At 51.1% G+C, this 13,302-nt stretch carries 17 protein-coding genes; 10 read left to right on the forward strand and 7 right to left on the reverse strand.

All coding sequences use genetic code 11. The features are described from left to right. The first annotated feature begins 20 nt into the window (after nucleotides 1-20). The 6 genes from JHJ32_RS19275 to JHJ32_RS19300 all read left to right on the forward strand — a co-directional run bounded on the left by JHJ32_RS19275 (nucleotide 21) and on the right by JHJ32_RS19300 (nucleotide 5,783). Nucleotides 21-1,592 (forward strand): glycoside hydrolase family 43 protein, encoded by a 1,572-nt coding sequence (locus JHJ32_RS19275; protein WP_200122080.1) that lies wholly within the window; start codon nucleotides 21-23, stop codon nucleotides 1,590-1,592. A 37-nt stretch (nucleotides 1,593-1,629) separates the two neighbouring features. After that, nucleotides 1,630-2,037 carry a (deoxy)nucleoside triphosphate pyrophosphohydrolase gene (locus JHJ32_RS19280; protein ID WP_200122081.1) on the forward strand — a complete coding sequence of 136 codons (408 nt, stop codon included), beginning with the start codon at nucleotides 1,630-1,632 and terminating at the stop codon, nucleotides 2,035-2,037. A gap of 27 nt (nucleotides 2,038-2,064) precedes the next feature. Then, nucleotides 2,065-2,718 carry an HAD family hydrolase gene (locus JHJ32_RS19285; RefSeq protein WP_200122082.1) on the forward strand — a complete coding sequence of 218 codons (654 nt, stop codon included), beginning with the start codon at nucleotides 2,065-2,067 and terminating at the stop codon, nucleotides 2,716-2,718. Between the two features lie 280 nt (nucleotides 2,719-2,998). Next, a complete protein-coding gene (kduI, locus tag JHJ32_RS19290; protein ID WP_200122083.1) occupies nucleotides 2,999-3,841 on the forward strand; it encodes a 5-dehydro-4-deoxy-D-glucuronate isomerase in 843 nt (280 codons plus the stop codon). Nucleotides 3,842-3,877: 36 nt separating this feature from the next. Continuing rightward, a complete protein-coding gene (locus JHJ32_RS19295) occupies nucleotides 3,878-5,005 on the forward strand; it encodes a DUF4861 family protein (RefSeq protein WP_200122084.1) in 1,128 nt (375 codons plus the stop codon). A 7-nt stretch (nucleotides 5,006-5,012) separates the two neighbouring features. After that, nucleotides 5,013-5,783 carry an SDR family oxidoreductase gene (locus JHJ32_RS19300; RefSeq protein WP_200122085.1) on the forward strand — a complete coding sequence of 257 codons (771 nt, stop codon included), beginning with the start codon at nucleotides 5,013-5,015 and terminating at the stop codon, nucleotides 5,781-5,783. A 67-nt stretch (nucleotides 5,784-5,850) separates the two neighbouring features. Here JHJ32_RS19300 and nadD read toward each other — a convergent pair whose 3' ends face one another. Genes nadD through dnaN form a run of 6 tightly spaced genes read right to left on the reverse strand, consistent with a single transcriptional unit; the run spans nucleotide 5,851 to nucleotide 10,337 of the window. Further along, entirely contained in the window at nucleotides 5,851-6,429 is a 579-nt protein-coding gene (gene nadD / locus JHJ32_RS19305) for a nicotinate (nicotinamide) nucleotide adenylyltransferase (protein ID WP_079718418.1), read from the reverse strand. 5 nt (nucleotides 6,430-6,434) lie between these two features. After that, the gene (gene gmk / locus JHJ32_RS19310; RefSeq protein WP_200122086.1) at nucleotides 6,435-7,013 is read right to left on the reverse strand and encodes a guanylate kinase; all 579 of its coding nucleotides are present in this window, start codon (nucleotides 7,011-7,013) and stop codon (nucleotides 6,435-6,437) included. A 2-nt stretch (nucleotides 7,014-7,015) separates the two neighbouring features. Further along, complete coding sequence (locus JHJ32_RS19315; protein WP_079718416.1) at nucleotides 7,016-7,891, reverse strand: YicC/YloC family endoribonuclease; 876 nt, start codon at nucleotides 7,889-7,891, stop codon at nucleotides 7,016-7,018. Nucleotides 7,892-7,951: 60 nt separating this feature from the next. Further along, entirely contained in the window at nucleotides 7,952-8,527 is a 576-nt protein-coding gene (locus JHJ32_RS19320) for a CAP domain-containing protein (protein WP_079718415.1), read from the reverse strand. A gap of 30 nt (nucleotides 8,528-8,557) precedes the next feature. Continuing rightward, on the reverse strand, nucleotides 8,558-9,208 hold the full coding sequence (locus JHJ32_RS19325; RefSeq protein ID WP_200122087.1) for a DedA family protein: 651 nt from the start codon (nucleotides 9,206-9,208) through the stop codon (nucleotides 8,558-8,560). A gap of 4 nt (nucleotides 9,209-9,212) precedes the next feature. Next, entirely contained in the window at nucleotides 9,213-10,337 is a 1,125-nt protein-coding gene (gene dnaN / locus JHJ32_RS19330) for a DNA polymerase III subunit beta (RefSeq protein WP_079718413.1), read from the reverse strand. Between the two features lie 127 nt (nucleotides 10,338-10,464). Here dnaN and JHJ32_RS19335 point away from each other — a divergent pair, with 127 nt between their 5' ends. The 3 genes from JHJ32_RS19335 to ybeY are packed head-to-tail and all read left to right on the forward strand — an operon-like array spanning nucleotide 10,465 to nucleotide 11,596. Next, entirely contained in the window at nucleotides 10,465-10,665 is a 201-nt protein-coding gene (locus tag JHJ32_RS19335; protein WP_079718412.1) for a hypothetical protein, read from the forward strand. 51 nt (nucleotides 10,666-10,716) lie between these two features. After that, complete coding sequence (ruvX, locus tag JHJ32_RS19340) at nucleotides 10,717-11,136, forward strand: Holliday junction resolvase RuvX (protein WP_079718411.1); 420 nt, start codon at nucleotides 10,717-10,719, stop codon at nucleotides 11,134-11,136. A gap of 34 nt (nucleotides 11,137-11,170) precedes the next feature. Further along, entirely contained in the window at nucleotides 11,171-11,596 is a 426-nt protein-coding gene (gene ybeY, locus JHJ32_RS19345; protein ID WP_200122088.1) for an rRNA maturation RNase YbeY, read from the forward strand. 280 nt (nucleotides 11,597-11,876) lie between these two features. On the opposite strand, the gene JHJ32_RS19350 is transcribed toward ybeY, so the two are convergent. Beyond that, on the reverse strand, nucleotides 11,877-12,302 hold the full coding sequence (locus tag JHJ32_RS19350) for a nucleoside-diphosphate kinase (RefSeq protein WP_079718409.1): 426 nt from the start codon (nucleotides 12,300-12,302) through the stop codon (nucleotides 11,877-11,879). A gap of 151 nt (nucleotides 12,303-12,453) precedes the next feature. Between JHJ32_RS19350 and JHJ32_RS19355 the strand changes: the two genes are divergently transcribed. After that, a complete protein-coding gene (locus tag JHJ32_RS19355) occupies nucleotides 12,454-13,302 on the forward strand; it encodes a 4-hydroxy-3-methylbut-2-enyl diphosphate reductase (RefSeq protein WP_079718408.1) in 849 nt (282 codons plus the stop codon).

Raw genomic sequence — 13,302 nt, forward strand, 5'->3', positions numbered from 1 at the left:
GCACAGTAAACGTTGAAGCGATGAAAAACACCGTACGGATATGCCTGGCGATATTGTTGCCAATCGTGTACAACTGTACCGGCAATCGGCCTGCCGATAGGCAGCCCGCTGGACTGGCCATTGTAAACCCGGTTTTGCCCGGCGACCACCCCGACCCGACGGTCATTAAGATCGGCGATACGTACTGGGCGTCCGCCACATCCAACGAATGGGCGCCGTTGTTTCCGATTTATAAATCTACAGATTTGATCAATTGGGAGCAGGTCTCCTATGCGTTTGCTGACCTTCCCCTGTGGGCAAGGAACAATTTTTGGGCGCCTGAATTGGCTTATGACGAGGAACAGGGCAAGGTGTACCTGTATTATACGGCCCGAGATAAATCGACCGGGCGCCTCGCCGTGGCCGTGGCCAGCGCTCCGGCCCCGGAAGGGCCTTACACGGATCACGGGCCGTTGGTGAGCCAGGAGCTGGGTTCTATCGATGCCTACGAGGTAAAGGACGAAGACGGCAAAATCTATTTGCTGTGGAAAGAGGACGGCAACAGCAAAGGCCAACCTACTCCGATGTGGGCACAGGAAATCAATCCGGAGCGAACCGAACTGCGCGGTGAACCTCATCAGCTGTTTGCAAACGATAGCGAATGGGAAGGCAGGCTTGTAGAGGGGATAAGTGTATTTAGGCACAATGATTATTACTACGCGACCTATTCGGCAGGGGCATGCTGCGAAGTGACGTGTAATTATAAAACCGGTGTGGCCCGGGCTAAGCACCTACTGGGACCGTGGGAGAAGTATGAACATAACCCGGTATTGGTAGATAACGAGCATTGGAAATGTGCGGGGCACGGGACGGTGGTAGCACATGGGGATGATTTCTACTACCTCTACCATGCTTATAACCAGGCCGGAAGTGTATACGTGGGCAGGGAAGGGGTTTTGGAAAAGATCAACTGGACAGCCGATGGCTGGCCGGTGTTTGCCAATGATGCCGCCTACGACCGGGATGCCGAGTCAATAAACTATACCGATGATTTTCGGACCATGAGTCCGGTATGGCGATGGCGCGTAAACCAGCCCGCGGAATACCGAGTGGGTGACGAGGGGATCTTCTTGACGGCTTCCGCGGCGAACGATGGCATCGGTTCCCTGCTGGTACAGCCCATCACTTCCATTGATTATGAAGTGACGGCAGACGTGGTGCCGCGCACAACCAATGAGCAAGCGGGCGCTTCCATAGCGATGATTGGCGGCGCGGATAATCGGTTTGGCGCGCCCATTGCCGGTATAGGCGTGGGGGTGTTTGGTAAAAAAGTGAAGGTGTGGCGAATCAAGAAAGATGATATACAGCACCTGCAGGAGCTGGACCTCGCTGGAACGGAGGAGACCATTGCCTTGAGGATGGCCGTGGCCGATGGCCATGTCGTGACGTTTTCGTGGAAAGAGGGTGAGCATGGCGCGTGGAAAACAGCCTTGGAAGGCTATGACGCCGCGCCGCTTGTGCCCTGGGGGATGGGATTTAGGGTGGGCATCGCGGCGCGCGGAAACGGCGGCGATCAAGTCAATATCCGGCGGTTTGAAATCAAGAACGAATGATTGAGAAACAGCCCGTTATGTAATAAACGATTCGACTATGTTGGAGGTCACCTGCGCAATCATTCAAAACGGCCAACAGCTCTTGATCTGCCAACGGTCGGAGGCGATGAGGTTGCCCTTGAAATGGGAGTTTCCGGGAGGGAAGGTGGAGAACAACGAAACAACTGAATCGTGTATCGTCCGGGAGATCAAGGAAGAGCTGAACCTGGATGTAGCGGTATGGAAGGCGTTAAATCCAGTGACGCATCATTATCCGGAGTTTTCCATCAGGTTATATCCTTTTGTTTGCCGTCTGCTCGGTGGCGAGTTAAAGCTGAAAGAGCATAAGCAGGCCTTGTGGGTGGCGAGGAGCGAGCTGCGAAATTTTGATTGGGCGGCGGCTGATCGGCCAGTTGTGGATGAGGTGGTGCACGCCGCTATCGATGGGAACACGTTTTCTACATGACCTCCAAATAACGCTATATTTACTTCTATGGAACAACTCAGTACAGTCATTTTTGATCTAGACGGCACGTTGGCCAACACGCTGCCCTTGTGCATCAGGGCGTTCCGGGCCTCCGTAGAACCGCTGGCTAACCGCGTATTTTCGGACAGCGAAATCATCGCCACGTTCGGGCCTTCGGAAGAGGGTACGATCATGGCACTGGCACCCGACCATTACGAGCAGGGAGTTGAGCGTTATTTGAGGTATTATGAGGAATTCCATACGATGTGCCCCACCGTGTTTGAAGGAATACCCGCATTGCTGGATATGCTTAAGCGGCAACACGTGGCGCTGGCGCTGGTGACGGGTAAAGGGCCGATAAGTACGCGGATTTCATTGGAATATTTCGGGCTGAACTCGTATTTTGACGTCATTGAAACGGGTTCGCCAGCGGGCCCCGTGAAAGTCAGGGGGATAAAAAGGGTTTTGGAGGCGCTGGAGATAAAAGACAAGGAGACGGTAATCTATGTGGGGGATGCGCCAAGCGATATCTCCGCTTCGAGGGAAGCGGGGGTGCCCGTCATCGCTGCGGCATGGGCGGATACCACCGATGCGGAGGCGCTGAAGGCGATGAATCCCGACGGAATATTTTATTCGGTTGGTGACTTTTCGGCATGGGTGGAACGCAAATTAGCGGGTTGATGGGGTTGCTTTAACAATTCTTAACAAATTGGTTATTTTTTGGAAACGTATGCTTCGTATCTTTGCTGCATAAAATTTGTCTTTTCATAATTTAGGTTTATAATTGGTTAGTTAATAGCCCCGATTCTCCCCGTTTCGGGGCTTTTTCGTTTACCAGCTTTCAGAAAATGGATTTGCTAATTCCTTGATTACCGATAGCGTAAACGTTTGCATTGTTGTGATAATGTGCTTAACTTAGCGCAGATTCAATGATACTTTTTGGATACCAAAACGAAAGACTATGAACGTAAACTATGAATCCCGCTATGCGATAGGACCTAATGAGGCCAACGCGTTGGATACGGCGGCACTGCGGGCTAATTTTTTAATTGAAACGGTGTTTGCCGATGACGCCGTCCAACTGGTATACTCACATTACGACCGCTATATTGCCGGAGGGGCCAAGCCGGTAAGCAAGCCGCTCCCGCTCGAGACCATCGATCCTTTAAAAGCAGCTTATTTCCTTGAACGGCGCGAACTGGGGGTCATTAATGTGGGAGGCGCTGGTAAAGTAACTGTGGACGGCGAGTTGTACGAGCTGGGATTTAAGGAGGCATTGTACATCGGGAAGGGCAACAAAGAAGTTGTTTTTTCCAGCAACGATGCGAGCACTCCGGCCAAATTTTATCTCAACTCGGCGCCGGCACACCAAGCTTTTCCGACCAAGAAGGTGACCAAGGCTGAAGCGGAAATCGTAGAACTGGGAAGCTTGGAGACAGCGAATCACCGGACAATCAACAAGCTGTTGGTCAATAGCGTCATTGAAACCTGCCAATTGCAGATGGGAATGACGGAACTAAAGACCGGGAGCGTATGGAATACCATGCCTGCCCACACGCATGACCGCCGTATGGAGGTGTATTTTTATTTTGAAGTGCCCGAAGGCCAGGCCGTGAGCCATTTCATGGGGCAGCCGGATGAAACCCGCCATATCTGGATGCATAATGAACAGGCGGTCATTTCGCCTCCGTGGTCTATACATGCGGGGGCAGGCACGAGCAACTATACGTTTATTTGGGGGATGGCGGGTGAAAACCTCGACTATGACGATATGGATAAGCGTGCGATTGCCGATCTGAAATAACCACTAATACAGATAGACCTGATAATGATTAAAAAAATGAGTTGGACGGGCTGCGTCCTTTGTGTTTGCATGCTATTTGCCGCATGCGGTGGCAGCGAGCGAGGGCATACCTTGGTGGTGAGTAACCCGTTGAATGCCGATCGCCAGGAGCTGGTAAGCGTGCCTTACAGCGAGTTTTGCACTTCCTTTGGCGTAGACAGCTTGTTTCGGGTTGTGGACGCGGCAACAGGTATGGAAGTGCCCTACCAGCTGGAGATGCTGGGGGCAGAGGAGCCTCAACACGTGCTCCTACAGGTATCCGTCCCTGCTTCAGGGACGATAACGCTTGCCGTTGATGCCGATGCTCCGACGACAGCGCTGCGGCCGATGGCCTATGCCCGCTACGTGCCCGAACGGTATGACGACTTTGCTTGGGAGAACGATGTGGTGGCATTTCGCATGTATGGCAAAGCACTGGAAGGACGACCTGATGACGCACAAGGATTGGATTTGTGGTCAAAACGGACCACCGACCTCGTCATAGACAAGTGGTATGCCCATGGCGACTATCATACGGACCATGGCGAGGGGATGGATTATTATTCGGTGGGCCAGACCTTGGGTGCGGGTGATATCGCGCCGTTTGCTGAGGGGGATGTTGTGTATTCTAAGCACTACCGGACATACGAAGTGCTCGACAATGGGCCGTTGCGCACCACATTCAGGCTGGACTATGAGCCTTGGCAGGTGGCAGGTAAAACCGTGTCGGTAAGCAAGGTGTACAGCCTGGACGCCGGCTCACAGCTGAACAAAGTGGCGGTGACGTATACCGTCGATGGCGGCGGTGCATTGCCCGTGGCGATTGGCGTAGCCCGCCGAGCGGACCAAGGGACACACATCGGCGAGCAGCATCGGGGTATCTTCGGCTACTGGGAGCCGGAACAGGGAGACCACGGCATCACGGGCGTAGGTGTGATATTGGACAATGGCGGCTTTGATGGGCTGGAGACCACGCCTACGCAGTACCTCAATTTGCTGACGGTACCGGATGGAGGGACCATCACCTACTACAACGGCGGAGCTTGGAACAAAGCTGGACGGTTTGCGACAGCTGGTGATTGGTTTGACTACTTGGAGGCATTCAATAAGCGACAGGCTTCGCCCTTAATGGTGAATATAAACTAGGATATACATGGCAAACAACAATCGATTTGATTTGACAGGAAAGGTCGCCATAGTGACCGGTTGCAAACGTGGCATTGGCAAAGCAATCGCTGAGGCGCTCGCCGAGGCGGGAGCCGACGTCGTGGGTGTGTCGGCATCGCTCGAGTTGCAGGGGAGCGCGGTCTCGAAAGCGGTTGAGGCAGTGGGCCGGAGGTTTTATGCATATCAGGCTGACTTTGGCGACAGGAAATCCGTTTATGCGTTCATCGAACGTATCCGGGTAGAGCACCCCCGTGTGGATATATTGTTTAACAATGCGGGAACCATACTCCGCAAGCCGGCTGCGGAGCACCCCGATGAATACTGGGACAAAGTCATCGAAGTGAACCAAAATTCGCAATTCGTGCTTACCCGTGAAATTGGCAAGGACATGGTGGCACGGGGGAGTGGCAAGATCGTTTTTACGGCATCGCTGCTCACTTTTCAGGGCGGTATCAACGTGCCGGGCTATGCGGCCTCTAAAGGCGCGATTGGGCAACTCACCAAAGCTTTTGCCAATGAATGGGCATCGAAAGGCGTCAACGTGAATGCTATCGCGCCGGGCTACATTTCCACGGATAATACGGAGGCGCTACGTGCCGATGCCGACCGGAGCCGATCCATCTTGGAACGTATCCCGGCCGGGCGTTGGGGGGAACCCGACGATTTCAAGGGGCCGGCGGTGTTTTTAGCTTCCGATGCATCCAATTATGTGCATGGAACTGTGCTTACGGTTGACGGGGGCTGGATGGGTAGGTGATCTGGCTATAACAGCCAGTGGTCATGGACGCGCGTTGCCGCGATAGCGCCTGCGGCCGGGTAGGGGATTATCGGTATAGATTCTTGCTTTCGATAAAATTCAATACGTTGTCGGGTACGAAATAGCGGATACTCTTGCCTTGCTTGACCGCGTTGCGGATAAATGTGGAAGAAAATTCCATCAACGGTGTATCGGTAATGGTGATGGAAGGGTGGTTTTCCCACTCCGGCGGTGCGGGGTAATTGGGTCTCGGGTACACGAAAATGTGATAGTCGCGCAGGATTACTTCAAAATTCTTCCACTTGCGGAGGGTGGTGAGGTTGTCTGACCCCATAATGAGTACGAACGTTGTCGTGGGATATTTTTCCTGGAGGTGGGCAAGCGTGTCAATGGTGTAAGACGGCTGGGGCAACGAAAACTCAATGGTGCTACTGCGGATACCCTCGGCCTGATCGAGGGCAAGATTGACCATTTCCAGGCGATCATACATATTGATGAGCGAGTCTTTTTTCTTCAGCGGATTGTGCGGCGACACCACTAGCCAAACCTCATCAAGATCGGTATAATGCGCCATATAACTGGCGATAATCAGGTGTCCGGTATGTATGGGATTAAATGATCCGAAAAACAAACCGACGGTACGCATGGTAATTAACTTTTGTCCTGGTGTAGGAAGTTCAATACTAACTGTTCGGCCTCGGCGCAAGCTTTGTCGAGGTCGTCGTTGTGCAGGACGACATCGAAACGGTCTGCATACCTGAGCTCTTTTTCGGCCTTCACGATACGTTCGGCCAGTTTGTCTTCACTATCGGTACCCCGGCCGCGCAGGCGCTGCACGAGGATGTCCAGCGATGGAGGTTGCACAAATATGGCCATTGCGCGGTCGGCGTATTTTCGCTTGAGGTGCAGCCCTCCTTCGACATCGATATCGAAGATGACATGTTTGCCCAAGGCCCATATCCGCTCTACTTCAGAGCGGAGCGTGCCGTAAAACGTGCCGGAGTAGACTTCTTCGAACTCGATGAATTCTTTTTTGGCTATGCGGTGCAAAAACTCCTCCTTGGATATAAAATAATAATCTTTGCCGTCTACCTCGCCTTCACGCGGGGTGCGCGTGCTTGCAGAGATCGAGAAGCAAATCTTATCGGGATGCTTGCTCAGCAGGTGCCTGACAATGGTGGTCTTACCGGCGCCGGAAGGCGCAGAGAAAATGATAAGCTTTCCTTCCATGATCACAGTACGTTTAGCAGTTGCTCCTTGATTTTTTCGAGCTCTTCTTTCATGCGTACGACAAGCTGCTGTATGCCGGCATGGTTGGCTTTCGATCCGAGGGTGTTGATTTCGCGGCCCATCTCCTGCGAAATAAAACCTAGTTTTTTGCCGTTTGCGTCTGCTGCGTCAAGGGCTTGGAGGAAATAATTGCAGTGACTCCTTAGCCGCACTTTCTCTTCTGTGATGTCCAATTTGTCGATGTAGAAAATAAGCTCTTGCTCAAAGCGGTTCATATCTACATTTTCCTTGCCGACGGCGTCGTCCATGTACTGGCTTATGCGATCGCGGATGAGGGGAATACGGTCTGTCTCTACATGTTCTATATCGCCCAGCAGCCGTAGGATTTCGGAGGTTCTGGACGACAGGTCTTGTTTAAGCACGCCGCCCTCGTCCCTACGGAATAAATCAAGCTGGGCTACAGCGTCCTGAAAGGCGCCCATCAGCAGGGCAGCTTCCTCTTCATCGGCTTCCTCTTCGTTGTGACTGATAACCTCGGGCATGTTGAGGGCAACTTCAAAGAGGTTGCTCCTATCGGCATCCAATTCTTTGGCGACCGTTTCCAACTGCCGGTAATAGTTTTTGAGTAATGCTGAATTAATGGTAGCGGCTGCCGCCGTTTGGTCGACATATTCGACGCTGACGACAACGTTGACCTTGCCTCGTTCGATAAGCCGTGAGCACTCGCTTCGCAGCGTAAGCTCTTTATCGGAAAAAGCCTTGGGCAATCGTAACATCAATTCCAGAAATTTTGAATTTAAGGATTTGATTTCAACCGTATATTTTACCTTTTGGTTGTCTCTGGCCCCTAAGCCATAGCCGGTCATGGATTTAATCATATGCAAAGGTAATAATTAGCTTCCAGCTTTGGGCATAGAAGGCCAGCTTTTGGGCTGTTGCTACCAATCGTGCTTGGCAATGATGATGCACAGGTATGATTGGTAGGTGCTGCCTGAGGGTACGCGCACGAAACCGATACCGATGTCCTGGAGGGACGCATTCCACTCATCCGTGCCCAGCAGATGGGCGCGATGCCGGAAGCCCGGCGAGTTTTTGCCGATGATCATGGCTTTTATCCCGTCAATAGCCGTGGCGTGGTTGGCGCCGATGGACTCAAAGTTGTTGGCGTCTTTTCGCTTCAGCCAATCGGTGTTCAGTGAATAACCTGCACGGTGTATGTGATGGTTGGGGCCGTATCCATCGGGATCGGTATGGTCAAAATAGTCACGCCGAGCCATATCCATGGCGCGGGCTTCGGCCACCTGGGCAAGGGTCTGATTCCATCGCAGGGGGGTGCTGCTTACCGATGCCAGTGCATGGCGACCGAATTCACGCCGGAAAGCCTCGGGATGCTGCCGGATTTCGTTGAGCAGTGCGAAAGCCTGCCTCGCCTCCTGTCGATCGATAACCGGGCGGACTTTTGTGTTGAAACAGGAAAACAACGTGAAAATACCGAAAAATAGGACTGATTTCATTACGGGTGTTTACCAAACTGCAGGCAATGATTATGCCGTTTTCCCGGTTTTTCTTCCCCGGAAGATTTCGATGATCGGGGGGAGCAGGGAGAGTAAAATAATGGCAAAGATGACGTACGTAAAGTTGTCTTTAATGACGGGTAGCCCGCCGAAAAAGTATCCGAGAAACAAAAAGGACGCAACCCACAGGATCGCCCCAATGACGTTGTAGGAAGCGAAGCGCCCGTAGCTCATCGTGCCGATACCGGCAACGAACGGCGCAAACGTACGGATAATCGGAATGAAGCGTGCGTAGATGATGGTTTTGCCGCCATGCTTAATGTAAAAGTGCTGGGTTTTTTCAAGGTATTCTTTTTTCAGTAGCTTGTACCGGCCGCTGAACGCTTTGGGACCCACATACTTGCCGATGTGGTAATTGACCATGTCACCCAAAATTCCTGCCACAATGAGCAGAATGCACATCAGCACGATGTTGAGATCTGTTTCTGGCTTGGCGATGATAGCACCGGCGGCGAAGAGCAGGCTGTCGCCGGGAAGAAACGGTGTGACGACCAATCCTGTTTCAGCGAAAATAATGAGAAACAGGATGAGGTAGGTCCACGTTTTGTAATCATTGACTATCTCAACCAAATGCTGGTCGATGTGAAGGATAAAATCAATAAGGGACGTGATCAGATCCAAGGGATTAACCTAAATTGTTCAACATGACGGGCATAACCAACATCAGGATATCTTCGCTTTCATCCGACATGGCAGGGATCAGCAGCCCCGCGCGATTAGGCGTGCTCATTTCAATGACAACTTCTTCGCTGTCCAGGTTGTTGAGCATTTCGACGAGGAACTTCGCATTAAAGCCGATTTCCATGTCTTCGCCCTCAAACTGGCAACTCAGCCGTTCATGCGCTTCGTTGGAGAAATCAAGGTCTTCTGCCGAAATGTTCAATTCGCTGCCCGAGATCTTGAGCCTCACCTGATGGGTGGTCTTATTGGCAAAGATGACTACCCGGCGTAACGAATTGAGGAACGTGTGGCGATCAAGCGTCAGCTTATTGGGGTTTACCCGCGGAATGACTGCTTCATAGTCAGGATAACGTTCGTCTATCAGGCGGCAGATCAAGTGGATGCTGCCAAACTTGAAAAAGGCGTTGGTACTGTTGTACTCCACGGAGACGCTGATGTCTTCGGTAGGCAGCGATGACTTTAATAGGGAGAGCGCCTTTTTCGGTAGAATCAACGAGGTGGGCTTGGCCGACGTGATATCTGTACGGCGGTAACGGACCAGCTTGTGGGCGTCCGTGGCTACAAAAGTGACCGACTGCTCGGCCAATTGCACCAATACCCCCGACATTGCCGGCCGCAACTCATCGTTGCTCACCGCAAAGATGGTCTTATTGATGGCCTCGGCCAACACCGACGCCGGTATATTGACGGAAGAGGCATTGTCTACAACCGGGATTTTTGGAAAATCGTCTGCGTTTTCGCCGCTGAGCTTGTATTTGCCGTCGCCGGCACTGATTTCAATGGCTAACGTCTGCGTATCTACGGAGAACGCCACCGGTTGATCCGGCAGGGTTTTTAGTGTTTCAATCAATATTTTGGACGGCATGGCAACACGGCCTTCTTCCTTGGCTTCAATGGGAAGGGAAGTGACCATGCTGGTCTGCAGATCCGTAGCGGATATAGTAAGTACATTGTCTTTAATTTCAAACAGGAAATTTTCCAAGATTGGAAGTACGGTACTGCTACTTGAGGCTCCGCTGATGGCCTGTAACTGTTTTAATAATATTGAAGTAGAAACAATAAATCTCATGTCCGAATAATATTACGTGCAATGATAAGGAAAAGATTTGGTATTCGGGAAATGAGATTGTGATTTGAATGCCCAAACAATCCCTATACAGTTTTGTTGACTATTTGAAGAACCAACGATTTTGTGTATGGAAACGAATAGTCATCGAACCGATAGCAAAGGGAACCTCCAGGCGGAGGATAACTATGCTGCACATCAGGAGGACCCTGCTCCGTCGCCTGAGGCTATTAAAGAGCCGAATGATAGACCGGCAAGCAAGACCATTTGGATAGCCGTGATTATCGCCATAACGATTATGGCTGTTATCTATTTCCTTTATATTTTCTAAAAGGTGCCCGATAGCAGGTAGTCACATGGATAAATAGCCTATCTTTGCGTGATGCGCATTATGGCTTTTGATTACGGGACAAAACGTGTGGGTATCGCGGTTACCGACCCGCTGCAGTTAATCGCGACAGCGCTGACGACCGTGCATGCAAAAGAAGTGGTGGCGTATGTGAAAGATTACCTGGAAAAAGAGGCGGTATCGTTGTTTGTAGTGGGGATGCCCAGACAAATGGATGGTAGCGATTCGGAATCTGCACAGCACGTCAAGGGCTTCATCCGATTGTTGAGGAGGACGTTTCCTGCCGTTGCCATTGAAACCATCGATGAGCGATTTACATCCAAAATGGCGTCGGCGAGTATTGCACAAAGCGGCCTTGGGAGGGAAAAGCGCCGTGACAAAGCGTTAATTGACAGCGTTGCCGCTGTACTCCTCCTTCAATCATACCTCGAAAAGCGGAGTTTTCAGCAATAACTTGCTACCTTTGGCTCCTATAACAGGTTTTGCCATGGGACAGATCCTTTTTTTTTCTGAAGATACTACCTATCGACTTAAGCACAAGATCGCGTTGCGCATATGGATAAAGGATACGGCCGAATCCGAGGGATTCCGTGTGGGGGATATCAACGTGGTGATATGCAGTGATGCGTACCTGCTTGCTATTAACCGGCAATATCTTCAGCACGACACCTTCACGGATATCGTGACGTTTGACCATAGTGACCGCGAGGGGGTAATTGCCGGCGATGTGTTCATCAGTATTGACCGCATCCACGAAAACGCGACAAAATTTGGCGTGACAGAGCGGGATGAACTGCATCGTGTCATCATCCATGGAATCCTGCACCTCTGTGGCTACCGCGACAAAAAGAAGGCGGAGAAAGCACAGATGACCGAGAAGGAGGACTTCTACCTGGCGAGGCGGGCGTTTTAGCGCATGGGGCGAACCCCCAGCGTCCGCTATACCTCCTGCCATCCGGGTTGGTAAACGCTGCGAATGCCTTTATGGGCTCACATCAAAGTGCCTTCCGGTCATGTATTAAGCCAAATAAATTTTGTCAGATGCCCCTGTCGTAGATGGCGCGGAAGATTAGGTGATGATAAAAGCAGAATGCTTTGGAAGACGGCTTAACGGATCTTAAAAAATCCGTTAAGCCGAAATCAATGTGTGATATTGCCAATTGGCTGCCGCTTTGTGATTATAGCCCCGGGCCTTAAAATCGTTCGAACTGAGAAAAAAAGAAATTGCCTTCAATTTCTGCGTTTTCATCGGAATCTGAGCCATGGATGGCGTTTGCTTCGATCGATTTCGCGTATTTATTGCGGATGGTCCCCGGTTCGGCCTTTGCAGGGTCGGTAGCACCGATCAGCTTGCGGAATTCTTCGACAGCATTCTCCTTTTCGAGGATAGCCGCGATAATCGGACCGGAGGTCATGAATTCGACCAGCTCGCCAAAAAACGGACGCTCTTTATGTACCGCATAGAATGCGCCGGCATTTTCCTCACTTAACCGGATGTATTTCATCGCCACGATTTTAAACCCCCCGGCAATGATATCGTTCAAAATAGCTCCGGCGTGGCCATTGCGCACCGCATCGGGCTTAATCATGGTGAATGTTTTATTAGTTGTCGTTGCCATTAAGAAAATTTTTGCAAAGGTAGGCAAACTTGGGTTTCCGTGCAAATGGCAAACCTGCTATCGAGTTGCCCAAAAAGCTATTTGGATTGCGGCGTGGTCGATTTGTGCTGCAACTTTTTGCTATGAAATTTTATATTTACCTTTGCAGGGTATGGGCTATAATTTACAGGTAACCATCGACAAGGACTCTGGATTTTGTTTCGGCGTGGTCTATGCTATTGACATGGCGGAAGACATACTCGAGCAGGATGGCTACCTCTATTGTTTGGGCGATATTGTCCACAACGATGAGGAAGTGGCCCGTCTCAAAGCAAAAGGGCTCCGCATCATTGGTCACGATAGCTTACCGGAGTTGAAAAACGAGAAAGTACTTATTCGCGCGCATGGTGAGGCACCGGAGACCTATCGGATAGCCCTCGAAAACAACATTACCCTCATTGATGCATCGTGCCCTGTAGTGCTCAAACTGCAAAACCGGGTAAAGGCTTCTTACGACCAGCAAGAGAAAATCCTCATCTATGGAAAGCATGGCCATGCGGAGGTCATTGGGCTGCAGGGGCAGACAAACGGCGATGCGATTGTCTTTCAGGATATCGCTGAATTGGACAATGTGGAATTGCCCGACAGTTTTACGTTGTACAGCCAAACGACGAAAAGCACTGATAAGTTTTACGCCATCAAGGAGGAACTGCTTAACAGGGGATACCAGGTGAACGCTAACGATACGATATGCAGGCAAGTATCCAACCGATATGATGATTTGGGAGACTTTGCCAGGAAGTACGATAAAGTGGTGTTTGTTTCGGGCAAGAAATCGTCAAACGGACGCGTACTGTACGAGGTCTGCCTTAAAAGCAATCCGAATAGTTATTTTGTCTCTGATCCGGCAGAACTCAATCCCGCCATGTTTAATGCTGGTGATACGGTGGGCGTTTGCGGCGCCACCTCAACGCCGATGTGGCTGATGGAACAGGTGAAAGGGGTGCTGGAGACTTATTAG

The sequence above is a fragment of the Parapedobacter sp. ISTM3 genome, from assembly GCF_016533505.1.
Lineage (GTDB): Bacteria > Bacteroidota > Bacteroidia > Sphingobacteriales > Sphingobacteriaceae > Parapedobacter > Parapedobacter luteus.